The organism is Arthrobacter sp. HLT1-20 (assembly GCF_054510895.1).
The window spans coordinates 118,792-145,496 of record NZ_JBTNDR010000001.1; the positions used below are offsets into that span (position 1 = coordinate 118,792).

19 protein-coding genes are annotated in these 26,705 nt (G+C 60.1%); 16 read left to right on the plus strand and 3 right to left on the minus strand.

Annotation, left to right across the window (positions count from 1 at the left end; genetic code table 11):
- The first annotated feature begins 62 nt into the window (after window positions 1–62).
- The 4 genes from ACX80Q_RS00545 to rplL all read left to right on the plus strand — a co-directional run bounded on the left by ACX80Q_RS00545 (window position 63) and on the right by rplL (window position 3,214).
- The gene (locus ACX80Q_RS00545) at window positions 63–626 is read left to right on the plus strand and encodes a GNAT family N-acetyltransferase (protein ID WP_459328583.1); all 564 of its coding nucleotides are present in this window, start codon (window positions 63–65) and stop codon (window positions 624–626) included.
- A gap of 7 nt (window positions 627–633) precedes the next feature.
- Window positions 634–1,713 (plus strand): GNAT family N-acetyltransferase, encoded by a 1,080-nt coding sequence (locus ACX80Q_RS00550; protein WP_459328584.1) that lies wholly within the window; start codon window positions 634–636, stop codon window positions 1,711–1,713.
- Window positions 1,714–2,091: 378 nt separating this feature from the next.
- Entirely contained in the window at window positions 2,092–2,679 is a 588-nt protein-coding gene (rplJ, locus tag ACX80Q_RS00555) for a 50S ribosomal protein L10 (protein WP_459328585.1), read from the plus strand.
- Window positions 2,680–2,839: 160 nt separating this feature from the next.
- Window positions 2,840–3,214: a 50S ribosomal protein L7/L12 gene (rplL, locus tag ACX80Q_RS00560; RefSeq protein ID WP_459328586.1), complete on the plus strand. Its 375-nt coding sequence runs from the start codon at window positions 2,840–2,842 to the stop codon at window positions 3,212–3,214.
- A 307-nt stretch (window positions 3,215–3,521) separates the two neighbouring features.
- Here the strand turns inward: rplL and ACX80Q_RS00565 are convergent, their stop codons facing one another.
- Both ACX80Q_RS00565 and ACX80Q_RS00570 read right to left on the minus strand, forming a co-directional pair.
- Complete coding sequence (locus ACX80Q_RS00565; protein WP_459328587.1) at window positions 3,522–4,004, minus strand: aminoacyl-tRNA deacylase; 483 nt, start codon at window positions 4,002–4,004, stop codon at window positions 3,522–3,524.
- Complete coding sequence (locus ACX80Q_RS00570; protein ID WP_459328588.1) at window positions 4,001–5,200, minus strand: acetyl-CoA C-acetyltransferase; 1,200 nt, start codon at window positions 5,198–5,200, stop codon at window positions 4,001–4,003. Before ACX80Q_RS00570 ends, ACX80Q_RS00565 begins: the two co-directional genes overlap by 4 nt.
- Before the next feature lie 500 nt (window positions 5,201–5,700).
- On the opposite strand from ACX80Q_RS00570, the gene rpoB reads away from it, so the two are divergent.
- From rpoB to ACX80Q_RS00610, 8 genes are all read left to right on the plus strand, one after another.
- A complete protein-coding gene (gene rpoB / locus ACX80Q_RS00575; RefSeq protein ID WP_459328589.1) occupies window positions 5,701–9,219 on the plus strand; it encodes a DNA-directed RNA polymerase subunit beta in 3,519 nt (1,172 codons plus the stop codon).
- A 102-nt stretch (window positions 9,220–9,321) separates the two neighbouring features.
- Window positions 9,322–13,224, plus strand: coding sequence for a DNA-directed RNA polymerase subunit beta' (locus ACX80Q_RS00580; protein WP_459328590.1), 3,903 nt, complete (start codon window positions 9,322–9,324; stop codon window positions 13,222–13,224).
- 419 nt (window positions 13,225–13,643) lie between these two features.
- Window positions 13,644–14,018, plus strand: coding sequence for a 30S ribosomal protein S12 (gene rpsL, locus ACX80Q_RS00585; protein WP_038464715.1), 375 nt, complete (start codon window positions 13,644–13,646; stop codon window positions 14,016–14,018).
- A 1-nt stretch (window position 14,019) separates the two neighbouring features.
- A complete protein-coding gene (rpsG, locus tag ACX80Q_RS00590) occupies window positions 14,020–14,490 on the plus strand; it encodes a 30S ribosomal protein S7 (protein WP_038464713.1) in 471 nt (156 codons plus the stop codon).
- A 73-nt stretch (window positions 14,491–14,563) separates the two neighbouring features.
- Complete coding sequence (gene fusA, locus ACX80Q_RS00595) at window positions 14,564–16,678, plus strand: elongation factor G (RefSeq protein ID WP_459328591.1); 2,115 nt, start codon at window positions 14,564–14,566, stop codon at window positions 16,676–16,678.
- Window positions 16,679–16,837: 159 nt separating this feature from the next.
- Window positions 16,838–18,028 carry an elongation factor Tu gene (tuf, locus tag ACX80Q_RS00600; protein ID WP_459328592.1) on the plus strand — a complete coding sequence of 397 codons (1,191 nt, stop codon included), beginning with the start codon at window positions 16,838–16,840 and terminating at the stop codon, window positions 18,026–18,028.
- 95 nt (window positions 18,029–18,123) lie between these two features.
- The gene (locus ACX80Q_RS00605; RefSeq protein ID WP_459328593.1) at window positions 18,124–18,600 is read left to right on the plus strand and encodes an SRPBCC family protein; all 477 of its coding nucleotides are present in this window, start codon (window positions 18,124–18,126) and stop codon (window positions 18,598–18,600) included.
- A 467-nt stretch (window positions 18,601–19,067) separates the two neighbouring features.
- Window positions 19,068–22,850, plus strand: coding sequence for a hypothetical protein (locus tag ACX80Q_RS00610; RefSeq protein WP_459328594.1), 3,783 nt, complete (start codon window positions 19,068–19,070; stop codon window positions 22,848–22,850).
- A 1-nt stretch (window position 22,851) separates the two neighbouring features.
- On the opposite strand, the gene ACX80Q_RS00615 is transcribed toward ACX80Q_RS00610, so the two are convergent.
- On the minus strand, window positions 22,852–24,114 hold the full coding sequence (locus ACX80Q_RS00615; protein WP_459328595.1) for an MFS transporter: 1,263 nt from the start codon (window positions 24,112–24,114) through the stop codon (window positions 22,852–22,854).
- 445 nt (window positions 24,115–24,559) lie between these two features.
- Here ACX80Q_RS00615 and rpsJ point away from each other — a divergent pair, with 445 nt between their 5' ends.
- From rpsJ to rplW, 4 genes are read left to right on the plus strand one after another with little or no spacing between them, the layout of a single operon-like run.
- Window positions 24,560–24,868 carry a 30S ribosomal protein S10 gene (gene rpsJ, locus ACX80Q_RS00620; protein ID WP_038464699.1) on the plus strand — a complete coding sequence of 103 codons (309 nt, stop codon included), beginning with the start codon at window positions 24,560–24,562 and terminating at the stop codon, window positions 24,866–24,868.
- A gap of 17 nt (window positions 24,869–24,885) precedes the next feature.
- Window positions 24,886–25,536, plus strand: coding sequence for a 50S ribosomal protein L3 (gene rplC, locus ACX80Q_RS00625; RefSeq protein WP_103464867.1), 651 nt, complete (start codon window positions 24,886–24,888; stop codon window positions 25,534–25,536).
- 4 nt (window positions 25,537–25,540) lie between these two features.
- On the plus strand, window positions 25,541–26,374 hold the full coding sequence (gene rplD / locus ACX80Q_RS00630; RefSeq protein ID WP_459328596.1) for a 50S ribosomal protein L4, sunset domain variant: 834 nt from the start codon (window positions 25,541–25,543) through the stop codon (window positions 26,372–26,374).
- Window positions 26,371–26,676 (plus strand): 50S ribosomal protein L23, encoded by a 306-nt coding sequence (gene rplW, locus ACX80Q_RS00635; protein ID WP_459301531.1) that lies wholly within the window; start codon window positions 26,371–26,373, stop codon window positions 26,674–26,676. Before rplD ends, rplW begins: the two co-directional genes overlap by 4 nt.
- The last annotated feature ends 29 nt before the right edge of the window (window positions 26,677–26,705 follow it).

The following is a 26,705-nucleotide window of genomic DNA, read 5'->3' on the forward strand; positions in this document are numbered from 1 at the left end:
TAGGCTGGGATGATGAGGTTGCGCCCGCATCCACGGGACACCGGCCAAAGAGGAGCAATCGCATGGTTCTGAGCATTCGCACAGCAGTCGCCGCCGATGCGCCGGAGCTGGCAACCTTGGCCGGCATTACGTTTCCCTTGGCCTGCCCGCCAGGTAGCCCGTTGGAGGAGATAGAGACGTTCGTCGCAGAGCACCTCAGCGCCCAAGCCTTCAACCAGTATCTGGCGGATCCGCTGCGGAAGCTGTTCGTGGCACAAGAGACTTCAAGCAGCGGTGCGCAACGCCTGCTGGCGTACACCATGCTGGTGGACGCCCCGCCGCAGGACGCTGATGTTGCGGCAGTGGTGGCCGCACAGGATTCGGCTGAATTGAGCAAGTGCTACGCACACCCTGACACCCACGGGAGCGGCCTGAGCGCCAGGATCATGGTGGCCAGCCTTGACTGGGCGCGGGAGCTGGGCAGGGGACAGGTCTGGTTGGGGGTCAACCAAGAAAACCTGCGCGCGCAGGGCTTTTACACAAAACACGGGTTCACCATTGCGGGGACCAAGAGCTTCAGGCTCGGGAACAGGGTCGAGCATGACTACGTCATGGTGCGCCCAACAGGCATGACAACAACGGGGTAGAGCCAAGATGACAGAGATAACTATCGAGCAGCTGCGGGTGCCTGACACCCTCGACGGCGATGCGGCAGCGGAGTTCCTGCAAGCGGTGGAAGTATCCCGCAAGGTGCGGGTCAACACCTGGGGCAACGACGAGCTGGCCTACACCGCCGAGGAACTCTTCCAGCTGTGCCATGACCCCTACGAGTGGTACGTGGTGCTGGTGGTCCGCCTGAACGGTGAGATTGTGGGCCGCGCCGGCATTGCCCTGCCCCTGGACGACAACACCGATCTGGCCCACGTGACCTTGGATGTGCTTCCCGCCGCCGGGGGTCGTGGCCTGGGCCGGAAGCTCCTCGAGGCAGCCGAACTCTTCGTCAAGGGCGAGAACCGGCGCATTGTTGTGGTGGAAACCAACCATCCCGCAGCCGATCTTCGTGCGGAGGCGCCCGAGCACGTGGCTGCCACCCGCGACGGCAGCCTCATGCCCCTGAGCAGCCGCGAGGCCATGTTTGCGCACAACGCCGGCTACGTCCTGGAGCAGGTGGAGCAATTCGGCGCCTGCGCACTGCCGCTGCCGCCAGCACTTGGCGCTCGTTTAAAGGACGGCGCCATTGCCGCGCACAGTTCGGCCTACGCCGTGCACCAGTGGCTGGACACCTGCCCGGAGCAGTGGGCCCAGGACATTGTGCGTCTGGAACAAAGCATCAGCAACGACGACGGCGCCCCGGAGGCATGGGATGTTGCGAAACTGCGTGAGGCTGAGGAACTTTCCACCTTGACGGGGCGCCACACGCTGGTGAGCGCTGCAGAATGCCTGGAAACCGGAAAGCTGATTGCCTTCACCTCAATTTCGGTGCTGAAACACCGCGACGATGTTGCCTTCCAGGATGACACGGTGGTGGAGGTGGAGCACCGGGGAAAGGATGTTGGCCTGCTCATCAAGGTGGAGAATATGGAACAGCTCATGCGGGAGTTTCCGCAAGTCTCAACCATCTATACCTGGAACTCGCCGGACAACTCCTACATGCTCACAGTCAATGCCCAGCTTGGCTTTATTGGCGCAGGTGTTACAGGGCAATGGCGCAAGGACTTTGACGCCATCGACTAGCGCGGCTGCGCAGTGGTGGCCACCAGTTGTGTGGCAGTCCCCACGTGCCGCCGATTTGGACTCCATATGGGGTTTCCTGTAGTCTTTTGGAACCAAAGACCGTCGGTCGATGACAATCACCCCCAGCCGTCAGATGCACCATGCGTCTGTATGAGTCGGAACAAGGCAGATTGAAATCCGAAAAGTCCTTCAAGAGGACGACCAGCGCAGGTGCACAAAGCTTATTTGGAAGTGTTGAACCGCGGCGAAAGCCCCCGGATCCGCTTCAGACTAACGCCCCGTACATCTGTGCGGGGCGTTTTCTTTTCGCCGCTAACCTGCTTGCAGGCCACCGGCAAGGACACGTACAGGCCGGCATTAATTCCCGGAAGGAGTGTTATGGCAACGCCAACAAAGGTGGCCGCAGTTGCTGAAATCACACAGGATTTCAACGAATCAACTGCAGCAGTCCTAACCGAATACCGTGGGCTCACCGTTGCTCAGCTCAAGGAGCTGCGCGTTTCTCTCGGCCAGGACACCAAGTTCGCGGTCGTAAAGAACACCCTGACTGCCATTGCGGCCAAGGAAGCTGGTGTTGACGCTTTCGAGGGTCAGCTGAGCGGCCCCACCGCCATTGCATTCATCAAGGGTGACGCTGTTGCAGCAGCAAAGAGCCTGACGGATTTTGCAAAAGCCAACAAGCAGCTGATCATCAAGACCGGCGTCTTCGAAGGCAAAGCTCTCAACGCTTCCGAGGTTGCCGCACTGGCCGCCCTGGAATCCCGCGAGCTGCAGCTGGCCAAGGTTGCTGGCATCCTCAAGGCTCCGATGGCAGCCGCTGCACGCACGCTTGAAGCATTGCGCTTGAAGCTTGCCGAAGGCGCTCCCGCCGAAGAGGCTCCGGCCGCCGAAGAAGCTCCCGAGGCTGCTGAAGCGCCGGTTGCTGAAGAGGCTCCCGCCGCAGAAGCTGAGACCACCGAGGCTTAGTCCCCACGCCCTCCCAAGATGCCGCTGACGCGACATCCTGGGACCCTCGGGCGCGTGGGCCCAGCACTGGGGGTTTGTCCCCTGTAGTTTTCCCTAAATCCATGAGGACTTAGGTTTTAGATTCGGCCCTCGGGCCAAGTACACAGAAGGAGCGCCAACCATGGCTAAGCTCACCAACGACGAGCTCATTGCAGCTTTCAAGGAACTGACCATCATCGAGCTCTCCGAGTTCGTCAAGCAGTTCGAAGAGACCTTCGAAGTTACCGCTGCTGCTGTTGCAGTTGCTGGTCCGGCCGGCGGCGCAGCTGAAGAAGCTGAAGAGCAGACCGAATTCGACGTAGTCCTCGAAGCCGCTGGCGACAAGAAGATTGCTGTTATCAAGGAAGTTCGCGCGATCACTTCTTTGGGTCTGAAGGAAGCCAAGGAGGTCGTTGACTCGGCTCCCAAGGCTGTTCTCGAAGGCGTCACCAAGGAAGCTGCAGAGAAGGCCAAGGAAGCTCTCGAAGCTGCCGGCGCCACGGTTACCGTCAAGTAATCACCTCGCACTTCTTAAAGTTGCCCCACACCGTTGCGGTGTGGGGCTTCTTTGCGTCCGGTGGTCGAGCCTGTCGAGACCCGGCGCCGGCCACCTAATAGTTGGCCTATGCGCAGCGGAAGTACCTGCGCAGGCGCATAAACTCAGGTGACTTTGCGTCTGCGCAGGCGTAGGAGCCTGCATTGCGCCCCTGTCACTGCTGCGCCGGGCTGGCACCTACCCGTGCGCATACGCAAAGTTCACTTGGGCTATGCGCCCGCCAAATCGCCAGCACTGCGCATGCGTGCAAATCCAGCGCTGCTAAACGTTATTCGGGCGTTGAAATGTCTGCCACTGTGGCGTCGAAGGCGCTGATGAGGGCGTCGGCGTCCACGAACATGCTGTAGCCGTGCTCGCCCGCGCCCATGGCCACGCGGCGCCCTTGGACGCCAGCATCCACGAAGACGGGCCACGGAGTGGTGCTGCCTAGGGGAGTGATGGTGCCGCGTTCGTAACCCGTGGCGGCCAGGGCAACCTCGGCTTGTGGCATTTGGAGCTTGTTGACCCCCACGGCGGCGCGCAGTTTGGGCCAGGAGATGGCGCGGCCGCCCGGAACAAGGGCAAAGAGGAATGTGCCGTCACTGCGTTTGACCACCAATGACTTCACAATGTCAGAAGGTTCAATACCCATCAGCGCCGCCGCCTCAGCGAGCGAATTTGCCGCGGGCCGGGCAAAAATTTCCACGGCCAGCCCGCGCTCTGCGGCATCCGCGGACACCCGCGCATGGCCCCCAGGAGCAGCCGTACTCACTCGGCGTCCCGGAACAAGAGCAGGGCCTCACCCTGGCCGCCGCCACCGCAGAGGGAAACAGCCGCTTTGCCGGATCCGCGCCGGCTCAGTTCCAGTGCTGCGTGCAGGGCAAGCCGGGCACCTGATGCGCCGATGGGGTGGCCCAGGGCGATGGCGCCGCCGTGGATATTGCACTTGTCCAGGGGAATGCCAAGATCCTGCAGCGACTGGACGGCAACCGAACCGAAGGCTTCGTTGATCTCAATGAAGTCAAGGTCGGCAACGCTCCACCCGGCGGTGTTCAGGGCCTTGTGGATGGCGTTGGAGGGTTGGGAATGCAGCGAATTGTCCGGTCCCGCCACTTGGCCGGGGGAGCCCACCACCGCCAGCCACGCAAGGCCGTGTTCCTCCGCATAGGAACGCGAGCAAAGCACCAGGGCGCTGGCGCCGTCGGAAAGGGGGGAGGAGTTACCTGCCGTGATGGCGCCGTCGGCCGTGAAGGCGGGGCGCAATCCGGCCAAGGTCTCCACGGTCGTTTGCGCGCGGATACCCTCGTCCTGGGTCAGGACCAGCGGATCCCCTTTTCGCTGGGGCACTGTGACAGGGACTATCTCGGCGTCAAAAACGCCCGACGCCGACGCCGCTGCGGCACGCTGATGCGATGCCGCCGCAACCTGATCCTGGGCGGTCCGGCTGATGTTCAGGCGGATGTTGCCCCGCTCGGTGGAAAGACCCATGGAGTCGGCGTCGAAGGCGTCCGTCAGGCCATCATGGGCGGCCACATCCAAAGCCTGGATGGCGCCGTACGTCCAGCCCTGCCGCGAGCCGGGGAGAATGTGCGGGGCCCGCGTCATGGACTCCTGGCCACCGGCCACCACCACAGTGGCCTCACCGCTGCGGATCAGGCGCGCGGCGTCGATCACGGCCGTCAGCCCCGACAGGCACACCTTGTTGATGGTCACGGCCGGAACGTTCCAGCCGATCCCGGCACCCACGGCGCTTTGCCGTGCCGGGTTCTGCCCCGCACCGGCCTGCAGGACCTGGCCCATCACCACAAAATCAACAGCGCCCACGGCTACACCGGAGTTGGCCAGGGCGCCAGCCATGGCCTTTGCGCCAAGTTCGACGGCGGTGAAGGGCGCCAATTGCCCGTTGAGCCGGCCCTGCGGGGTGCGCGCTCCTGCAAGAATTACCACATCGTTTGCTTGTGCCGTCATGGCTGCCGCGCTCCTTGAACCTAGTGCCGTGCGGCTCCTCGTTGAGCCATACGTATCCTGCATAGAATCTAACAGCACAGCGTTGCCGGAAATTTCGTGAGCGGCCAACCAGCGTTCGTGAGCAGCCAGAAAGAGTGAGCAAGAATGCTCCGCAAGTGAGTGTTGCGCCACTATTTTTGGCAAAAGGTCCGCAGAAACCCGCCCATTTTGGCTGCTGGAATATCAATACTTGCGTATTTTTGTTGCGTGGGGTAGACACGCGAGCCACTTTACCTGTAATGTAGTTCTTTGCGTATCCCTCTTAACCTTCAGCCTTCATATAGCGGTGGGCTTTGCTTCGGACAAGAGACTTTGGACCACGCGAATCAGTGGCTGACTAGAGCAGCAATTGATGCGTGTTGGATCAACTCTTGACCAGCGATCGTAGTGGTTTGATGACCACTATCGGCTCGGGTGAGGGTTCGTAAGAACAAGCCTGCAGGTCTGTGGAAGGATCCCTCTTGGTCGCCTCGAGCACCTCTAATGTAAATAACGCTGCAACCGCTATCGATTCAAACAGCACCGACGGTGCAAAGAGTCGCCTCTCATTCGCAAAGATTCGTGAGCCGCTTGACGTGCCGAATCTGCTTGCACTCCAAACCGAGAGCTTTGACTGGCTCGTAGGTAACGGGCGCTGGCAGGACCGCATGCAAACGGCCGTGGACGCTGGCGATGACAGCGTGGCCGTCACCTCGGGCCTCTCCGACATCTTCGAAGAGATTTCCCCCATTGAGGACTTCCAGGGCACCATGTCCCTGTCCTTCACGGAGCCGGAATTCTCTGACCCCAAGTTCACCGTTGACGAGTGCAAGGACCGCGACGCCACGTACGCCGCGCCGTTGTACGTCAAGGCCGAGTTCATGAACAACTTGACCGGTGAAATCAAGCAGCAGACTGTCTTCATGGGCGACTTCCCGCTCATGACCAACAAGGGCACCTTTGTGATCAACGGCACCGAGCGTGTTGTTGTTTCGCAGCTGGTTCGTTCCCCGGGTGCTTACTTTGAGCGCACAGCGGATAAGACCAGTGACAAGGAAATCTTCACCGCCAAGATCATCCCCTCACGTGGTGCATGGTTCGAGCTGGAGATTGACAAGCGCGACCAGGTTGGCGTCCGTCTTGACCGCAAGCGCAAGCAGTCAGTCACAGTACTGCTGAAGGCCTTGGGTTGGACCGAAGGCCAGATCTTGGAGGAGTTCGGCGAGTTCGACTCCATCCGTGCCACCTTGGAAAAGGATGCCACCACAGGCCGCGAAGATGCCCTGCTGGACATCTACCGCAAGCTGCGTCCGGGCGAGCCGCCCACAGTTGACGCTGCCGACGCGCTGCTGCACAACCTGTACTTCAACCCCAAGCGCTACGATCTGGCCAAGGTTGGCCGTTACAAGATCAACCGCAAGCTTGGCATCGACCTGCCGTTGAGCGACGAGAAGGCATCCGTGCTGAGCGTGGACGACATCGTCGCCATGATCAAGTACCTGGTTGCCTTGCACGCCGGCAACAAGACCACCAAGGGCCAGCGCGACGGCGCCGAGGTTGACTTGCGCGTTGACGTTGACGACATCGACCACTTCGGCAACCGTCGTATCCGCGCCGTAGGCGAGCTCATCGAGAACCAGGTCCGTACGGGTCTTTCTCGCATGGAGCGCGTTGTGCGCGAGCGGATGACCACGCAGGACGTCGAAGCCATCACGCCGCAGACCCTGATCAACATCCGTCCCGTTGTGGCTGCCATCAAGGAGTTCTTCGGAACGTCCCAGCTGTCACAGTTCATGGATCAGAACAACCCGCTGGCCGGTCTGACGCACAAGCGTCGCCTGTCCGCGCTGGGCCCGGGCGGTTTGTCCCGTGACCGAGCAGGGATGGAAGTTCGAGACGTTCACCCGTCCCACTACGGCCGTATGTGCCCCATTGAAACTCCTGAAGGCCCCAACATTGGTCTGATTGGTTCATTGGCTTCCTACGGACGCATCAACCCGTTCGGTTTCATTGAGACACCGTACCGTCGTGTCAAGGACGGCTTCGTTTCTGACGAAGTTGATTACCTGACAGCCGATGACGAGATGGATGTTGTTATTGCACAGGCCAACGCGCCTTTGGATGCCAACAGCCACTTCTCCGAAGACTCCGTCCTGGTTCGCCAGCGCGGTGGTGGCGGCGAGCCTGTTCTGATCCCGGCCAACGACGTCGAGTACATGGACGTTTCCCCGCGCCAGATGGTGTCGGTGGCTACTGCCTTGATCCCGTTCCTTGAGCACGATGATGCTAACCGCGCCCTCATGGGTGCGAACATGCAGCGTCAGGCTGTGCCGTTGGTCCAGTCCGAGTCCCCGTTCGTGGGAACCGGCATGGAGCGCGCAACAGCTGTTGACGCCGGCGACGTTGTCATCGCGAAGAAGGCAGGTGTTGTCTCGGAGGTTTCCGCAGACATCGTTGTCATGCTGAACGACGACGGCACCGAGACCAACTACCCGATCGCCAAGTACCAGCGTTCCAACCAGGGAACGGCCTACAACCAGCGCGTTCTGGCCTCTGAGGGCCAGCGTCTGGAAGTTGGCGGCATCATTGCCGATGGCCCCGCAACGGACATGGGCGAGCTCGCCCTGGGTAAGAACCTCTTGGTTGCCTTCATGTCTTGGGAAGGTCACAACTACGAGGATGCCATCATCCTTTCGCAGCGCATTGTTGCTGAGGATGTGCTCTCCTCCATCCACATCGAAGAGCATGAGATCGACGCTCGCGACACCAAGCTTGGTGCCGAGGAAATCACCCGGGACATCCCGAACGTTTCCGAGGAAATCCTTGCTGGTTTGGACGAGCGCGGCATCATCCACATCGGTGCAGAAGTTGAAGCCGGCGACATCCTGGTAGGTAAGGTCACCCCTAAGGGTGAAACCGAACTGACCCCGGAGGAGCGTCTGCTCCGTGCCATCTTCGGTGAGAAGAGCCGCGAAGTTCGCGACACTTCCTTGAAGGTGCCCCACGGCGAGTCCGGTACTGTCATTGGCGTTCGCGTCTTTGACCGTGACTCCGAGGACGATCTGCCCCCCGGTGTGAACCAGCTGGTACGCGTGTACGTTGCCAACAAGCGCAAGATCACCGATGGTGACAAGCTTGCCGGCCGTCACGGTAACAAGGGTGTCATCTCCAAGATCCTCCCGATCGAAGACATGCCGTTCCTTGCTGACGGTACCCCCGTTGACATCGTCCTGAACCCCTTGGGTGTTCCGGGTCGAATGAACGTTGGCCAGGTTCTGGAAATCCACCTCGGTTGGGTTGCCAAGACCGGTTGGAAGATTGAGGGCGAGCCGGACTGGGTTAAGAACCTGCCGAACCTGCCCCGTGAAATCGGCCAGACCCGCGTTGCCACCCCGGTGTTCGACGGTGCACGGGACGAGGAAATCACCGGCCTGCTCGATTCCACCAACGTGACTCGCGACGGCGTTCGCCTGATCGACTCCTCGGGTAAGACCCAACTGTTTGACGGCCGCTCCGGCGAGCCGTTCCCGGATCCGGTCTCTGTTGGTTACATGTACATCTTGAAGCTTCACCACTTGGTGGATGACAAGATTCACGCCCGCTCCACGGGCCCCTACTCCATGATCACCCAGCAGCCCTTGGGCGGTAAGGCCCAGTTCGGTGGCCAGCGCTTTGGTGAGATGGAAGTTTGGGCACTGGAAGCATACGGCGCGGCGTACACGCTGCAGGAACTGCTGACGATCAAGTCCGATGACATCCATGGCCGCGTGAAGGTTTACGAAGCCATCGTCAAGGGCGAGAACATCCCGGAGCCGGGTATCCCGGAATCCTTCAAGGTTCTCATCAAGGAAATGCAGTCGCTGTGCCTGAACGTGGAAGTTCTTTCCACGGACGGCACCACGATTGAGATGCGTGACTCGGATGAAGAAGTCTTCCGGGCCGCGGAGGAGCTGGGCATCGACCTGTCACGGGCCGAGCCTAACTCTGTCGAAGAAGTTTAGTGAGTCGGCGGCGGTGGCCAGCCCACCGCCGTCGAACATTCACTTCTTCCCGTAACCCGCTTAGACATTCAGACTTAGAGAATTAGAGAGAACAGGACCCATATGTCCAGCGAATCCTCCTTCGGCTTCATGCAGATTGGCCTGGCCACCGCGCAAGATATCCGCGACTGGTCCCACGGCGAAGTCAAGAAGCCGGAAACCATTAATTACCGCACGCTCAAGCCGGAAAAAGACGGTCTTTTCTGTGAAAAGATCTTCGGCCCGTCGCGTGACTGGGAATGCTACTGCGGCAAGTACAAGCGCGTACGCTTCAAGGGCATCATTTGCGAGCGCTGTGGCGTTGAAGTCACCCGCGCAAAGGTACGCCGTGAGCGCATGGGCCACATTGAGCTGGCCGCTCCCGTAACCCACATTTGGTACTTCAAGGGCGTTCCCTCGCGCTTGGGCTACCTCTTGGACCTGGCACCGAAGGACCTCGAAAAGGTCATCTACTTCGCTGCCTACATGATCACGAGCGTTGACGACGAAGCACGTCACGCCGAGCTGCCGAACCTCCAGATCGAGCATGATCTGGAAAAGAAGCGCATGGTTGACACCCGTGACAGCGACATCGCCACGATCGCCCGCGATCTTGAAGGCGAATTGCAGCGCCTTGAGGGCGAAGGCGCCAAGGCAGCCGATAAGAAGAAGGCCCGCGACTCCGCGGACCGTCAGATGGCCAACGTGCGTAAGCGCGCCGACGCCGACATCGACCGCCTCGAGCAGGTTTGGGACCGTTTCAAGGCCCTGAAGGTTGCCGACCTCGAAGGTGACGAGGCCCTGTACCGCGAATTGCGTGACCGTTACGGCATGTTCTTCGAAGGTTCCATGGGTGCCGAAGCCATCAAGAGCCGTCTTGAGACCTTTGACATGGCCGGTGAAGCGGAGATCCTTCGCGACATCATCGCCAATGGCAAGGGCCAGCGCAAGACCCGTGCCCTCAAGCGCCTGAAGGTTGTCAACGCATTCTTGACCACCAACAACAGCCCGCTTGGCATGGTTCTGGACGCCGTCCCGGTGATCCCGCCGGAACTGCGCCCCATGGTTCAGCTCGACGGTGGCCGTTTCGCCACCTCCGACTTGAACGACCTCTACCGTCGCGTGATCAACCGCAACAACCGTCTCAAGCGTCTGCTTGATTTGGGTGCTCCGGAGATCATCGTCAACAACGAGAAGCGCATGCTGCAGGAAGCCGTTGACTCCCTGTTCGACAACGGTCGTCGTGGCCGTCCCGTCACCGGGCCGGGCAACCGTCCGCTGAAGTCCCTGAGCGACATGCTCAAGGGCAAGCAGGGTCGTTTCCGTCAGAACCTCCTCGGCAAGCGCGTTGACTACTCCGGCCGTTCGGTTATTGTTGTTGGCCCGCAGCTGAAGCTGCACCAGTGTGGTCTGCCCAAGCAGATGGCTTTGGAGCTCTTCAAGCCGTTCGTGATGAAGCGCCTGGTTGACCTCAACCACGCACAGAACATCAAGAGCGCCAAGCGCATGGTTGAGCGTTTCCGCCCCCAGGTCTGGGATGTTCTCGAAGAGATCATCACCGAGCACCCGGTACTGCTGAACCGTGCACCAACCTTGCACCGTTTGGGTATCCAGGCGTTCGAGCCTCAGCTTGTTGAAGGTAAGGCAATCCAGCTTCACCCGTTGGTTTGTGGTGCCTTCAACGCTGACTTCGACGGTGACCAGATGGCAGTTCACTTGCCGCTGAGCCCCGAAGCGCAGGCAGAAGCGCGCATCTTGATGTTGTCCTCGAACAACATTTTGAAGCCGTCCGATGGCCGCCCGGTTACCCTGCCCTCGCAGGATATGATCATCGGTCTGTACCACTTGACCACCAAGCGTGTTGGTTCAGCTGGCGAAGGCCGCAGCTTCTCCACCTCCGCTGAGGCTGTCATGGCGTTCGACGCCGGTGAGTTGCACTTGAACTCACAGGTCAAGATCCGCTTGAGCAACTTTGTGCCCAGCGTTGACCGTGAAGCTCCGGAAGGTTTCGAGGCTGGCGATTCCGCCATCATCGACACCTCCCTGGGCCAGGTCATCTTCAACGAAACCCTGCCTGCCGACTACCCCTGGGTAGAAAAGGTTGCAGACAAGGGCCAGCTCTCCGAGATCGTCAACGACCTCGCCGAGCGGTACCCGAAGGTTGTTGTTGCAGCAACACTGGATAACTTGAAGGATGCCGGTTTCTACTGGGCAACCCGATCAGGAGTCACGGTTGCGATCTCGGACATTAAGGTGCCCGAATCCAAGCCGGCCATCCTTGAAGGCTACGAAATCAAGGCCGCCAAGGTTCAGGCTCAGTTCGACAAGGGTCTCATTGCTGATGACGAGCGCCGCCAGGAGCTCATCGACATCTGGAACCAGGCAACCAACGAGATCGCTGATGCGATGCGTGCGTCCTTCGCCGCATCCAACACGATCAACCGTATGGTTTCCTCCGGTGCTCGTGGTAACTGGATGCAGGTTCGCCAGATTGCTGGTATCCGTGGCTTGGTAGCTAACCCTAAGGGTGAAATTATTCCTCGCCCGATCAAGTCCTCCTACCGTGAGGGCCTGTCGGTTTTGGAGTACTTCATTGCTACTCACGGTGCCCGTAAGGGTCTGGCCGATACCGCTCTGCGTACAGCTAACTCCGGTTACCTGACACGTCGTCTGGTTGACGTTTCCCAGGATGTCATTGTTCGTGAAGACGACTGTGGCACCGAGCGCGGTTTGACCCTGCCGATCGCAGTGGTTGACGCTGCCGGCGAGTTCGTATTGCATGAGGAAGTCGAGAACAGCGTGTACGCACGCACCTTGGCTGCCGAGGTAGTGGACTCCTCCGGCAAGGTGCTGGCTGTTGCCGGCGCCGACGTTGGCGACGTACTGATCGGTGAACTGTTCGCCGCTGGTATCGAAGAGATCAAGGTCCGCTCAGTACTCACCTGTGAGTCAACTGTTGGAACCTGTGCTCTTTGCTACGGCCGTTCCTTGGCTACGGGTAAGACCGTGGACATTGGTGAAGCCGTCGGTATCATCGCTGCTCAGTCCATTGGTGAGCCCGGTACCCAGCTGACCATGCGTACCTTCCACACCGGTGGTGCTGTTTCTGCCAGCCGTGGCGAGGATATTACCCAGGGTCTGCCGCGTATCCAGGAGCTCTTCGAAGCACGTACCCCCAAGGGTGTGGCTCCGATCGCAGAAGCTGCCGGACGCATCAACATTGATGAGTCCGAGAAGACCATGCGTTTGATCCTCACACCGGACGACGGCACCGAGGAGATCGCTTACCCGGTTCTGCGACGTGCACGCCTGACGGTTGCCGACGGCGAGCACGTTGAAGTTGGCCAGAAGCTCATTGTGGGTGCTGTTGACCCCAAGCAGGTTCTGCGTATCCTCGGCCCGCGTGCCGCTCAGAAGCACCTCGTTGAGGAAGTTCAGGGCGTTTACCGCAGCCAGGGTGTGGGTATCCACGACAAGCACGTCGAGGTTATCGTCCGCCAGATGCTGCGCCGCGTCACAGTCATCGAGTCCGGCGACTCGAAGCTGCTGCCCGGTGAGCTTGCCGAGCGCGGCCGCTTCGAGACGGAAAACCGTCGCGTTGTTTCCGAGGGCAAGAAGCCGGCATCAGGCCGTAACGAGCTCATGGGTATCACCAAGGCTTCCTTGGCTACCGAGTCATGGCTCTCCGCTGCTTCCTTCCAGGAAACCACCCGCGTTCTGACGCAGGCGGCCATGGAAGGCAAGTCTGACCCGCTGTTGGGTCTGAAGGAGAACGTGATCATCGGTAAGTTGATCCCGGCCGGTACGGGTCTGCCGCGCTACACCAACGTCACGGTGGAGCCCACGGAAGAAGCCAAAGCCAATCTGTTCACAGGTCCGAGCGCATTCAGCGACTTCGACTACGTGGGCGGAGTGGGAGACTTGGGCAACGAGTTCCGCGCCATCCCCTTGGATGACTACGACTTGGGCACCAACTTCTCCGGCTAGAAGAAGCTGACTGAAGTGCGACGGCGGTGAGTTGCCTCTTTGAGGCGGCCCACCGCCGTCGTGCTTTAACCAAACGCTCTCGCAGCAATGGCTGGATTTTTGGGAACGCTCTCGCAGTACGGTTCGCGAGCGAGCAGTGGGGAGCAGGCCGATTTCGGCGCTGACCTTAACCCGTGGTAATGTAATTAGTAATTGTTAGTGTGGCAGTGGATAAGAGCTTCTGTTTCCTTCGCTTAGGTGAAGAAAGTGGATGCGGGTCCGGGTTGTACGGTTCTTGTACAGCGAATGCCACATTTTTGCATGCCTAGGCGCTGTGAAGTCGCCAAGCCTGCGACTACCAGTAAACGGCTTACCCCCAGCGGCTGAATCATTCCCGCCGGCGGGGCAAGCAACACGATAAAACAACGGAGAACACGAAAGTGCCTACGATTAACCAGCTGGTCCGAAAGGGCCGGACACCCAAGGTCACAAAGACCAAGGCTCCCGCATTGAAGGGCAGCCCCATGCGTCGCGGCGTTTGCACGCGCGTTTACACAACCACACCGAAGAAGCCGAACTCGGCTCTGCGTAAGGTTGCACGTGTGCGCCTTAACGGTGGCGTGGAAGTTACCGCTTACATCCCCGGTGTAGGTCACAACCTCCAGGAGCACTCCATCGTGCTCGTTCGTGGAGGCCGTGTTAAGGACCTTCCCGGTGTACGTTACAAGATCGTCCGTGGCGCATTGGATACCCAGGGCGTTAAGAACCGCAAGCAGGCTCGTAGCCGCTACGGTGCAAAGATGGAGAAGAAGTAATATGCCTCGCAAGGGTCCGGCCCCCAAGCGGCCACTAGTTGTAGATCCCGTATACGGCTCCCCGTTGGTCACTCAGCTGATCAACAAGGTTCTCGTTGACGGCAAGAAGTCCACCGCAGAGCGCATCGTTTATGGCGCACTTGAGGGTGTACGCGAAAAGACCGGTGCTGATCCCGTTGTTGCCTTGAAGAAGGCCATGGAGAACATCAAGCCCAGCCTTGAGGTCAAGTCCCGCCGTGTTGGTGGCGCTACCTACCAGGTTCCGGTTGAAGTCAAGCCCGGTCGCCAGACTGCTTTGGCTCTGCGTTGGTTGGTTGGTTACTCGAAGGCTCGCCGCGAGAAGACCATGACCGAGCGTTTGCGCAACGAAGTTTTGGATGCCTCCAACGGTCTTGGTGCCGCTGTCAAGCGTCGCGAAGACACCCACAAGATGGCCGAGTCCAACAAGGCCTTCGCCCATTACCGCTGGTAACTAGAGCCGTACGCGTGTCCGGCGGCAACCCCGCCGGACACGCAGTAGCTCATCTCTAGAAAAGGGAGACAACGTGGCACAGGAAGTGCTTACAGACCTTAACAAGGTCCGCAACATTGGCATCATGGCCCATATTGATGCTGGCAAGACCACTACGACTGAGCGCATCCTGTTCTACACGGGTGTGAACCACAAAATCGGCGAAACCCACGACGGTGCTTCGACGACTGACTGGATGGAACAGGAAAAGGAACGCGGCATCACCATCACGTCTGCCGCCGTGACTTGCTTCTGGGACAAGAACCAGATCAATATCATTGACACCCCTGGCCACGTTGACTTCACGGTGGAAGTTGAGCGCTCCTTGCGAGTTCTCGACGGCGCTGTTGCTGTTTTTGACGGCAAGGAGGGCGTTGAGCCTCAGTCCGAGACCGTTTGGCGTCAGGCTGACAAGTACAACGTTCCGCGTATCTGCTTCGTCAACAAGATGGACAAGCTCGGTGCTGATTTCTACTTCACGGTAGACACCATCATCAACCGTCTCGGTGCAAAGCCCCTGGTTATGCAGCTGCCGATCGGTGTCGAGAGCGAATTCACCGGCGTCGTAGACCTGCTCACCATGAAGGCCTTCGTCTGGGCCGGTGACTCCAAGGGTGACGTCACCATGGGTGCCGCCTACGAAATCCAGGAGATCCCCGCTGATCTCCAGGAGAAGGCTGAAGAGTACCGCGCAGCCCTCGTCGAGGCAGCTGCCGAGTCTTCCGAAGAGCTCATGGAGAAGTACCTCGAAGGTATTGAACCCTCCATCGAGGAGCTGAAGGCTGGCATTCGCAAGCTGACGGTTAACTCCGAGATCTACCCGGTCTTCTGTGGTTCCGCATTCAAGAACCGCGGCGTGCAGCCCATGCTCGACGCTGTTATTGACTTCCTGCCGAACCCGTTGGATGTTGGCGCCATGATCGGTCACGATCCTCGCGACGAGTCCATCGAGATCAAGCGCGAGCCGAGTGAAACCGAGCCGTTCTCGGCTTTGGCTTTCAAGATCGCAACGCACCCGTTCTTCGGCCAGTTGAACTTCATCCGCGTCTACTCCGGCAGGGCAACCTCCGGTACGCAGCTGATGAACTCGACCAAGGGCAAGAAGGAACGCATTGGCAAGCTTTTCCAGATGCACGCCAATAAGGAAATGCCTGTAGATGAGATCCACGCGGGTCACATTTACGCAGTGATCGGCCTCAAGGACACCACCACCGGTGATACCTTGTGCGATCCGGCAAACCAGATTGTTCTTGAGTCGATGACCTTCCCCGCTCCCGTGATCTTCGTTGCCATCGAGCCGAAGACCAAGGGTGACCAGGAGAAGCTCTCCACGGCTATCCAGAAGCTCTCCGCTGAGGACCCGACGTTCACCGTCAACCTCAACGAAGACACCGGCCAGACCGAAATTGGCGGCATGGGCGAGCTCCACCTGGACATCCTTGTGGACCGCATGCGTCGCGAATTCAACGTTGAAGCCAACGTTGGCAAGCCGCAGGTTGCGTACCGCGAAACCATCAAGCGCGCTGTTGTCAAGCACGACTACACTCACAAGAAGCAGACCGGTGGTTCAGGTCAGTTCGCTAAGATCCAGATCGCTATTGCGCCGATGGATACTGCTGAAGGCGAGATGTACGAGTTCGAGAACAAGGTCACTGGTGGCCGTGTTCCTCGCGAATACATCCCCAGCGTTGACCAGGGCATCCAGTCCGCATTGCCTGACGGCGTGCTGGCCGGTTACCCGATGGTTGGCATCAAGGCCACGCTGCTTGACGGCGCGTCCCACGATGTTGACTCCTCCGAAATGGCCTTCAAGATCGCCGGTCGAATGGCGTTCAAGGAAGCTGCTCGGATGGCCAACCCGGTTCTGCTTGAACCGTTGATGGAAGTTGAAGTCCGCACCCCTGAGGAATACATGGGTGAAGTTATCGGTGACCTCAACTCTCGTCGTGGCCAGATGCAGTCCATGGAGGACGCAAGCGGTGTCAAGGTCATCAAGGCTCTTGTTCCCTTGTCCGGCATGTTCGGCTACATCGGTGACTTGCGGTCCAAGACCCAGGGTCGTGCCGTGTACTCGATGAAGTTTGACAGCTACTCTGAGGTTCCGAAGGCTGTAGCCGACGAAATCATCCAGAAGGCACGCGGCGAGTAGTCGTACTTTTTGTTTGGGTCTGTTCTGGCCTTAGGCTGGAACAGACCCAACCAGCAAGCAATTTCTTAAATATCAAAAGCCCCCAGTAGACTTATTTTGATTTCAGTGGCGAACAGCGCTACTGAGAGTAAGTTTTCTAAAATGTTCTAGGAGGAACCTGTGGCAAAGGCAAAGTTCGAGCGGACCAAGCCGCACGTTAACATCGGCACCATCGGTCACGTTGACCATGGTAAGACCACGTTGACGGCTGCCATTTCCAAGGTACTGTACGAAAAGTACCCGACACTCAACGAGCAGCGTGATTTCAGCTCCATCGACTCGGCTCCCGAGGAGAAGCAGCGCGGTATCACGATCAACATCTCCCACGTTGAGTACCAGACTGAGAAGCGCCACTACGCACACGTAGACGCCCCCGGTCACGCTGACTACATCAAGAACATGATCACCGGTGCTGCCCAGATGGACGGCGCTATCTTGGTAGTTGCCGCCACTGACGGCCCGATGGCTCAGACTCGCGAGCACGTTCTGTTGGCCCGCCAGGTTGGCGTTCCCTACCTGCTGGTCGCACTGAACAAGTCCGACATGGTCGACGACGAAGAACTCCTCGACCTGGTGGAGATGGAAGTTCGCGAACTTCTTTCCTCACAGGGCTTCGACGGCGACGAGGCACCTGTTGTCCGCGTTTCCGGCTTGAAGGCTCTGGAAGGCGATCCCGTATGGGTCAAGTCCGTTGAGGACTTGATGGATGCCGTGGATAACCACGTTCCGGACCCGATCCGCGACAAGGACAAGCCGTTCCTGATGCCGGTTGAAGATGTTTTCACCATCACCGGTCGTGGAACTGTTGTAACGGGCCGCGCCGAGCGTGGAACCCTGCAGATCAACTCCGAGGTCGAGATCGTCGGCATCCGTCCGGTCCAGAAGACCACGGTTACCGGTATCGAGATGTTCCACAAGCAGCTCGACGAGGCTTGGGCCGGCGAGAACTGTGGTCTGCTGCTCCGCGGTATCAAGCGCGAAGACGTAGAGCGTGGCCAGGTTATCGTGAAGCCGGGTTCCATTACCCCGCACACCGATTTCGAAGCCAACGTCTACATCTTGGCCAAGGATGAGGGCGGTCGTCACAACCCGTTCTACTCCAACTACCGCCCGCAGTTCTACTTCCGCACAACGGATGTTACCGGCGTTATCACCTTGCCTGAGGGCACGGAAATGGTTATGCCTGGCGACAACACCGAAATGACTGTCGCGCTGATCCAGCCGATCGCCATGGAAGAGGGCCTCGGCTTCGCTATCCGCGAAGGCGGCCGCACCGTTGGTTCAGGTCGTGTCACCAAGATCATCAAGTAGTCTTTAGACTATTTCGATTCTTGAAAGAGGGTCCCAGCTTCGGCTGGGGCCCTCTTTTTTGGCGGTAGGGTTTGGTCCATGATGAAAGAACGTCCATGCCCCAGGTGATAGCTGAACGAACTGTCCGTCTGGACCCCTCCACCGCGTTTGAACTCTCGCAAACAACTGGCGCGTTCCGATTGCGCTGGGATCCCTTCATCCATTCTCAACAATTCCAAGACGGTGCAACGGTGGCGGCCAAAGGTGTGCGCACCCGTACCCGTTCGCGGATGGGATTGTTGATGATCAGTGAGTACGTGTCCTTCGTGCCGGGCAAAAACGTTGGCATGAAAATGGTGGCCGGGCCGTGGTTCTTCGCCAATTTTGGTGCTGGGTGGCGCTTTGCCGAGTCCGACGGCGGCACAAGACTCGTCTGGAAGTACACCTTCACCTGCAAACCCCGTTTCCTGCAGCCATGGGCCAACCCGGTGGGCCAATGGTTGCTGGGGCGGGAAATTGAACGGCGAATCTCCTCTTTTGCTGCAGCGTGCGATGATCCGCAGCTCATCGCCGACTTGGGATTCTCGGGCTGAGGGGGTGCCCGTCGCCGCGGTACCAGTGATCACCCCGGACTGCAGAATTCTCGAACAGCCAACACTATGGGTAGTTATGCCCATTTGATGGCGTAATTGACCGTTGGGTGCCTGACTTGCCCTAAGCTGAGAGTTCGCCAGTAGTAAGGAATGACATGAGTCAGCAGCCCGCCGCGTCTCCACTTCCATCGGAGCGAAACGCCACCGCTGAAGCGTACCGGCAAGGCTATTTGCAAGGGCATCGCGCTGGCTGGAGCGATGCCCTTGCCGCGGCCGCCGCGCAGATGGTCCGGCCGGCTGCCCGGCAGGGGAGCGCCGAAGCTCCCGCGGCGATGGCGCCCCAAGCTCCCCTCCCGGCGCCGACTGAGGCTAGTAGGCCGGTACAGGTGCCTGTGCCCCAAAAACCTTTCGCGCAGCCCCGGGTCAATGCGCAGCCTGCGCCATTGGCCTACGGTCAGCCGCCGGGCATGCTCGTGTTGCCGACCTATCCGATGGCGGCGCCTGCCCCTGTGGACCCTGCAGCCGTGGCCGCCAAAAAGAGCAGGCGTGAGGCGCAGAACATCAACGTCACCTTGTATGTGGCGAGTTTGCTCATGGTTGCCGCCGCCGCACTCTTTGTGGGCAGTACGCTCCCGGTGATGGCACGGCTGGTGGGAGTGTGGCTGGTAACAGCCCTCTTCTACGCTGCAGGTCTGGTGTTGCACGGCAAAGTTTCCCGGCTCAAACCGGCGGCCGTGGCATTCACCGGAACAGCGCTGGCAATTATTCCCTTTGCCGGTCTGGCGAGCTACAACCTGGGCCTTCCCTCGGCAGCAACGGTTTGGCTGGCAACCTCCCTCATTGGCACTGTGGCGTATATCTTTGCCGCTGTGCGGCTCCAAAGCCGGCTGGTGGTGTACCTTTCCCTGGCCTTCCTGCTCTCCACAGCATGGTCGTCGGTGGCAGTGCTCGGGGCGGCATTGGCGTGGTATTTTGCTGCACTCATAGTTTTTGCGGCCTTGTTGTCACTGGCCGGTCACCAGCTAAGTAATGGCGGTGCCGCAAAAGGTGGAGAAGCCAGCATCTATGCGAAGCCTTTGAACGAGCTCGGCCCGTGGTTCGCGCCCGCCGGCCTGGTGGGATCGCTAATCTTCAGCCTTGCCCTCAATGCCGCCGGCCACGCTCTGGTGCTGGCGGCCGGAGCCATCTACTACCTTGTCATGACGGCCACAGGTGCCCCTGCGGTGAGAGGGTACAACTACCTGGGGCTCAGGTTTTCCTTGACGCTGGCTGCCCCCTTTGTCGCATGGATTATCCATCCGAACGCAGCCTGGGCGGCCGCTTCGTTCACCGTTGTGCTGGCCTTGCAGCTCATCACTGTGTCCTATGGGAAGAAACTCCTGGCCCGTTTCCTCGGCAGTGCGAGGTGGGCGCAATGGGACGTTTTCATCAGCATTCCCGTCATGAACATGGCAGCGCTGCTGTGGAGCGTTAGCCTGTATTGGCAGCACGACGGCGGCGCAGGCACCGGGATCGCCGTGGTCGGTGTTGCGTTCGGACTGATTGCGGCCATGGCTGCCGTGCCGGCCTTCCTGCCACGAGGTGAATGGCTCCCGCTTCCTGCGGTTGGTGCCATTGTCCTGTATTCACCCCTGTTGGACGCTGCCGGTTGGTCAGTGCTGCTGGCGGTGGCTCTGCTCTACACGGTGGGCCGCTGGCTCACAAGCAAACCAGGCGCCCTCCGGGACGCCATGCTGGTTGTTTCCCGGTTTTTCCTGACCGGCCTGGCAGCCTCGACCCTGGCCGCCTTTGTCCCGCCCCAGCCTGGCAAGGCCCAGTTGATCGTGGCTATTGTTGGGGTCATTGCCGCCAGCCAGTTGGTGGCCGACGCCCTCATCGGCAAGCTGGGCAGGATCAGCACAGTCACCAGCTGCTCGGCCGGGGCGTGGGCGATGGTCGGGACAATCCTGGTGGTTTCCTTGTCAGTGAGCCAGCTATGGGCCAGGGCCGCAGGCAATGCCACCGCCGACGTCCTGGCTGCAACGCGCTGGGAGTTCCTCGCGGCTGCAGTTGCGATGGCAGCAGCCGCCATGATCTATTCACTGCTGCGGATCCCTCGCCCCCACGGTTACTCCAGCGCGGAGTTGGTTGCGCCGCTGTTCCTTGGCATTGCAACCCTCAGTGCGGGGCCGGTCTTCAACGCAGCAGGGGCCAGTGTTGGCTGGGCCGTGACCACGGCATTTCTTTTCTCAGCAGGGTCCTCCCTGGCGTCCCAGAACGAGTCCCTGCACCGCTGGCTCTATTGGTGGGCGGCCAGGCTGGGCTCACTGTTGCTGGCGGTGGCATTGTTCCAGCTGTGGGCCGACGCCGACCCGGCGACGCTGATCGCCGGCAGCACAGTCAATCTGGCACTGGTCCTGATGCTTGCCTTGGTGCCGCAGGTGATCATCCTGGCAGTGGTTCACTGGCGCGGCACGGCAGTTGTGGGCCACCAGACGGATGCAGGGATCACCTTGTTCCTGCTGGTGACGTTGGCGGCCCTGGGTGGCATCGGAAACCACAGCGGCAATGGGGCCATTTCCGCCGCAGTGGGACTGGCCGCCGTGTCTCTCGCGGTCTTGTGCGGTGCCGGTGCGCTGCGGACTGCTTGGCCGGCCGTGGTCCTGTGGGCGCCACCTGCCGCCATGCTGCTGCTGGCGTTGAGCTGCGCGGGCAACAACGGTGCGCTGATGGTGGTTTTGATCATCATCGTGGCCACGTCCGGCAGCCTGGCCATCAAGGCCACCACCCGTGCGCTCCGGGGTATTCACTTCATGGTGGCCCGCTTTGCATTCACGGTGCTGGCGGGCGTTGCGGCTGCCCAGCTGCTGGATAATCCCGGCGCAACCACCCTGACGCTCACGGCCGCACTGTTGCTCCAAGTTCTGGTGCAGCGCCTTGCCCAGCGCGGCAAGGCTGCCCAGCTGGTGGGGGAGCCGGCACTCCTGCGGGTCAGCCTGTGGCTGCTGCTGGCGGGGCAGCTTCTTGTTCCGGTGAGTTATCATCAACTCACCGGCGGCTTCTCCTCCCCAGGGACGGCCGCGCGGTGGGTGGTGGCCGTGGAGCTTCTGGCCCTTGCCGTAACAGCTGTTGTTGCCCAGCTGCTCCTGTCACTGCGCGGGGCGTCTTACCTGGCTGTTGTTGCAGTGGTGGGCGGGGCGGCCGTGATTGCTCCCGTGCTGTGGCCGGGCGCCACGGCATTGCTGCTTCTGACACTGTGCGTGGGTGCCATCGCCTGGCGGTGCCTCTACACGCCGGCCGAACCAGAGATGCGCTGGTACTGGTTGGTGGCGACGTCCACCTTCCTCCTGGCGGCCTGCGTGGTGGATGCTGATGCCGCCACGGGGATCTTTGCAGCCATGTGGCTGGTGGCGGGTTTGGCGTTCATGATGGCGGCCCACCTGATGAGGCTGAAGTGGCTGACCCTCCCCGGGGCCTTGCTAGTCTTCCTGTCAGCCATGATGTTTAGCAGCCAGGTATTCGAGCTGACCCAGCTCAGGGGGGTTGCTGCCTTCACCGGATTCGTGGTTGTGGTGGGCGCCTTGTACCTGGTGCGCCTGGTGCTCCTGGATTTGTTGGACGCCCCGTATGTGCAGAGGTGGAGCGTGGTGGGTGTGGCCTTGGCCGGAGGCGCCGTTTTCGCAGTCATGGCCATGACTGACCACCGCACGGTGCTGCTTGGGGCGGGCGCCTTTACCCTGATCGCCCTGTTGGGCTGTGTGGAGGCGCCGGTCACCATCCGCCGCCGTTGTGTGGACGTCGCTGTGGTTGCGTGCGCACTGGTGTGGTTCCTGGCCTGTTCAAGCTACGTGGACCTTGGTCTCTTCTGGTTTGTGCAGTGGTGCGCCGCGGCGTTGGGCGGCTTGGCGCTGATTCGCTACCTGAGCCGGGCGGAGCAGTTTGGCAAGGCACTGCTTTTGGCGGCGGCCTGCCTGGCCAGTTTCGGGGCCTTCCTGACCATCTTCAGTGGCGACACCCTGCAACAGTTGGTCTCACTGCTGATCTTCGTAGTTTTGCTGGCCGTGGGCATGAGCCTGAACGAGCGGATCTTCACCATCTGGGGTGCCATCGGGGTAACCACGGCTGTGATTTGGTATGTGCGCGGCTACACCTTCCTCCTGCTCGCTGTGCTGGCACTTGCGCTGATAGCCTTCGCGATCTGGCGCCTGACACGCAAAAAGCCACAGGGCGAAGGGCAGGTGCCTGTGTACCTGCCCGGTCCGCCGCAGTAGTTCAGCGCACGCCCTTGACCCGGCTCACGGCAATAGCTCCGGCCAGTGCGGTGATGCCGGAGACAATGAACAGCAGGGTGAAACCGCCCACGGCGCTGACCAGCAAGGCGCCAAGCAAGGGAGCGAACGCCTGGGGCACGGTCAAGGCGATGTTCATGATGCCCAGGTCCTTCCCGCGCGAAAGTTGGTCGGGAAGGACCTCGGTGGCGAGGGCTTGGTCCACCGAGAGGAAGCAGCCGTAGCCCAGCCCCAACAAGGCTGCGCCAACGGTGGCGGCACCCATGGTGGGGACAAACGCCAGGATGAAGGCGGCGGCGGCCTGCAACACGGAGGCGCCAAACACAAACACCCTGCGCCTGCCCAGCCGGTCCGAGAGCCTACCCAGCCACAGCGATACGACGATCACGAACACCATGTAGACAAGAGTCAAAAGAATCAGCGAGTCCTCGGCGTCGGGCACCTTGAGCCCGTACATGAGGAAGTAGAGCAGCAAACTGGTGCCCAAGGCGTTCCCTAGATTCACCAGGATGCGGCTCAACAGTGTCCAGCCGAAGTCCGGGAACTTCCGCGGACTGATCCACAGGCCCGCCAGCAGCGAGCGGACCGTGAGCGGCGGGACAATGCCGGGCGGCAGCACGTCGTCGGGCACCAGCAACAAAAATGGCAGGCCCAGCACCACCAGAAGCGCGGCCATGAGGGCGTAGCCGCCAAAGGTGCTCAGCCCGAGGGCCATGACCAGGACGAGCCCGGCAATGATGCCAATGGCTTGGGGTGCGGAGATCCAGCCGGACACGTAACCGCGCTGGTTGATTGGGACCTGCTCGGAGATGGCGGCCGTCAGTGCGGCGGTGAGAACGCAGAAGAAGGTGCTGGCGGCCACCCAGCAAATCCCGATCCCCGGCAGGGACGTCTGCAGGCCAAGAACCAGCAGTGAAAGGGCAAAGCCGGCCGTGCCAAAGGCTATCCAGGGCCGGCGCCGACCAAAACGGGACGTGGTCCTGTCGGAGAGTGCCCCGGTAAGCGGGTAGGCGATCAGTGCGAAGGCTCCTGCGATCCCCGAAATGTAGCCAAATCCAAGGACGTTCGCCACCCAGTCGGTGGCATTGAGGAACTTCTCCACCTGCACCGGAAGCAACAGCTGCACGGGAGTCAGCTGCGCTATCCACACGCCCAACCAGCTCAGGGCAAACAAGGAAACCCACCGTCCGCCGACCCGGCGGGTGGGAACTGTTGTCAATGACAGCGCCTCCGGGGGAGCGGACACCCCAGCATCTTTGGTGACTTTGCCCACAAGGGAAGCATCTCACGGCCGTCAAGAGTGGCGCGGTTGCTGCGAAGCTGCGGTGTGCGCAAGCCGGGCCACGCCTGCCCCGATTGGCGTTTCGCCCCGGAATCCGGCATACTTATTGAGTTGTTCAAGTGCTTTTTCGTGTCCCGGTCGAGATAATGCTCGATGCAGGGTCCAAGCTAAAGCCCAAACATAACCTTCCTTCGTACTATTAGTGCGGGTACGTGCGTGATTTACTCACGACACGCCCGACCGCGGGGGTCGGAGCTTCGGTGGATTGAGGAACCCGGAATTATCCGGATTCAGTTCATTGGGAGCGTGGCTGTGAGTGCCACATTGAACAGGTAAAAGTAAACAGCGTTTACGTCAACAGCATTGCTCCTACAGGATGCTTCGTTACAGGAAAGAGAGTCACGACGCCATGGCGGGACAAAAAATCCGCATCCGGCTGAAGTCATATGACCACGAGGTTATTGATGTTTCAGCTCGGAAGATCGTTGAGACGGTCACGCGCGCAGGCGCAACGGTAGTCGGCCCGGTGCCGCTGCCCACAGAGAAGAACATTTACTGCGTAATTCGTTCTCCTCACAAGTACAAGGACAGCCGCGAGCACTTTGAAATGCGCACGCACAAGCGTCTTATCGACATCATTGATCCCACGCCCAAGGCAGTAGATTCGCTCATGCGTCTCGACTTGCCGGCCGACGTGAACATCGAAATCAAACTGTAGGGAGGTGCTGAGAAACTATGACCGCGACCCGAAACACTAAGGGCATCCTGGGCACGAAGCTCGGCATGACCCAGGTCTGGGACGAGAACAACTTGCTTGTTCCCGTAACCGTCGTCCAGGCCGACTCCAACGTCATCACCCAGCTGCGTAACGCAGAGGTAGATGGCTATGTAGCGATCCAGATCGGCTACGGCCAGATCGATCCTCGTAAGGTAACCAAGCCCTTGGCTGGTCACTTCGAAAAGGCAGGCGTCACGCCTCGTCGCCACGTCGTCGAGCTGCGCACTGCAGACGCTGACACTTATACCCTCGGCCAGGAGCTCTCCGTTGAGATCTTCGAAGCCGGCCAGAAGGTCGACGTCGTCGGTACTTCAAAGGGTAAGGGCTTCGCCGGTGTTATGAAGCGTCACGGCTTCCATGGCGCCCCGGCCTCTCACGGTGCTCACAAGAACCACCGTAAGCCCGGTTCCATCGGTGGCGCGTCCACCCCTGGCCGCGTTTTCAAGGGTATGAAGATGGCTGGCCGTATGGGTGCCGAGCGCGTAACCACCATGAACCTCACGGTTCACGGCGTTGACGCTGAGAAGTCGCTGCTGCTGATCAAGGGTGCCGTTCCCGGCGCCCGCGGCTCGGTCGTCCTGGTACGCACCGCCGTGAAGGGAGCATAAGTAAATGACTACTGTCAAAGTAGATCTGCCTGCTGACATCTTCGACGTTCAGACCAACGTGCCCTTGTTGCACCAGGTTGTCGTAGCTCAGCTTGCTGCTGCCCGTCAGGGTACTCACAAGACCAAGACCCGCGCCGAAGTATCCGGTGCAGGCCGTAAGCCGCACGCACAGAAGGGTACCGGCCGCGCCCGTCAGGGTTCCATCCGCGCCCCTCACATGACTGGTGGTGGCGTTGTACACGGACCCACACCTCGCGACTACAGCCAGCGCACCCCCAAGAAGATGAAGGCTGCTGCACTGCGCGGCGCTCTCTCTGACAGGGCACGCAACGGCCGTATCCACGTTATTGCTGAATTGGTTGCAGGCTCCAAGCCCTCCACCAAGGCTGCCATGGCTACCCTTGCCGGCGTTTCCTCACGTAAGAACCTCTTGGTTGTTATTGAGCGCGCCAATGACGTTGCCGCTTTGAGCGTACGTAACATCACCAACCTCCACGTTCTGTATGTTGACCAGCTCAACACCTACGACGTGCTCGTTTCTGATGACATCGTCTTCACACAGGCTGCATACGAAGTCTTCGTTTCCGGGCGCGCCGCTGCAGAAGCTTTCGCTTCCAGCATGCTCTTGGTTGAAGACGTGGTTTCCGAAGATGCCGATGATGCCGAAGGCACCATCAAGGGCAACAAGGACTCCATGAAGTACCACGTGCCTGGTTCACGCTGGTATGACGCCACTGTGGCCGAGGTTTGGTTCGCAACCGTTGAGGAAGCCAAGGCCGCAGGCTTTGTTCCCGCCGGTGGCGAAGCTGCCCAGACGATTGAGGAGGACGCCAAGTGAGCGCCGTCACCATCAAGGATCCGCGCGACGTAGTGCTTGCACCCGTCGTTTCGGAAAAGAGCTACGGCTTGATCGACGAAGGTAAGTACACCTTCTTGGTTGACCCCCGCTCGAACAAGACCGAGATCAAGCTGGCCGTGGAGAAAATCTTCTCCGTCAAGGTCGACTCGATCAACACCATCAATCGTGTTGGTAAGCGCAAGCGCACCAAGTTCGGATGGGGACAGCGCAAGGGCACCAAGCGTGCCATTGTCTCCCTTCGCGAAGGCACGATCGACATCTTCGGCGGTCCGCTTTCTTAAGCGGAGACCACTTTAACGAGGAAATATAC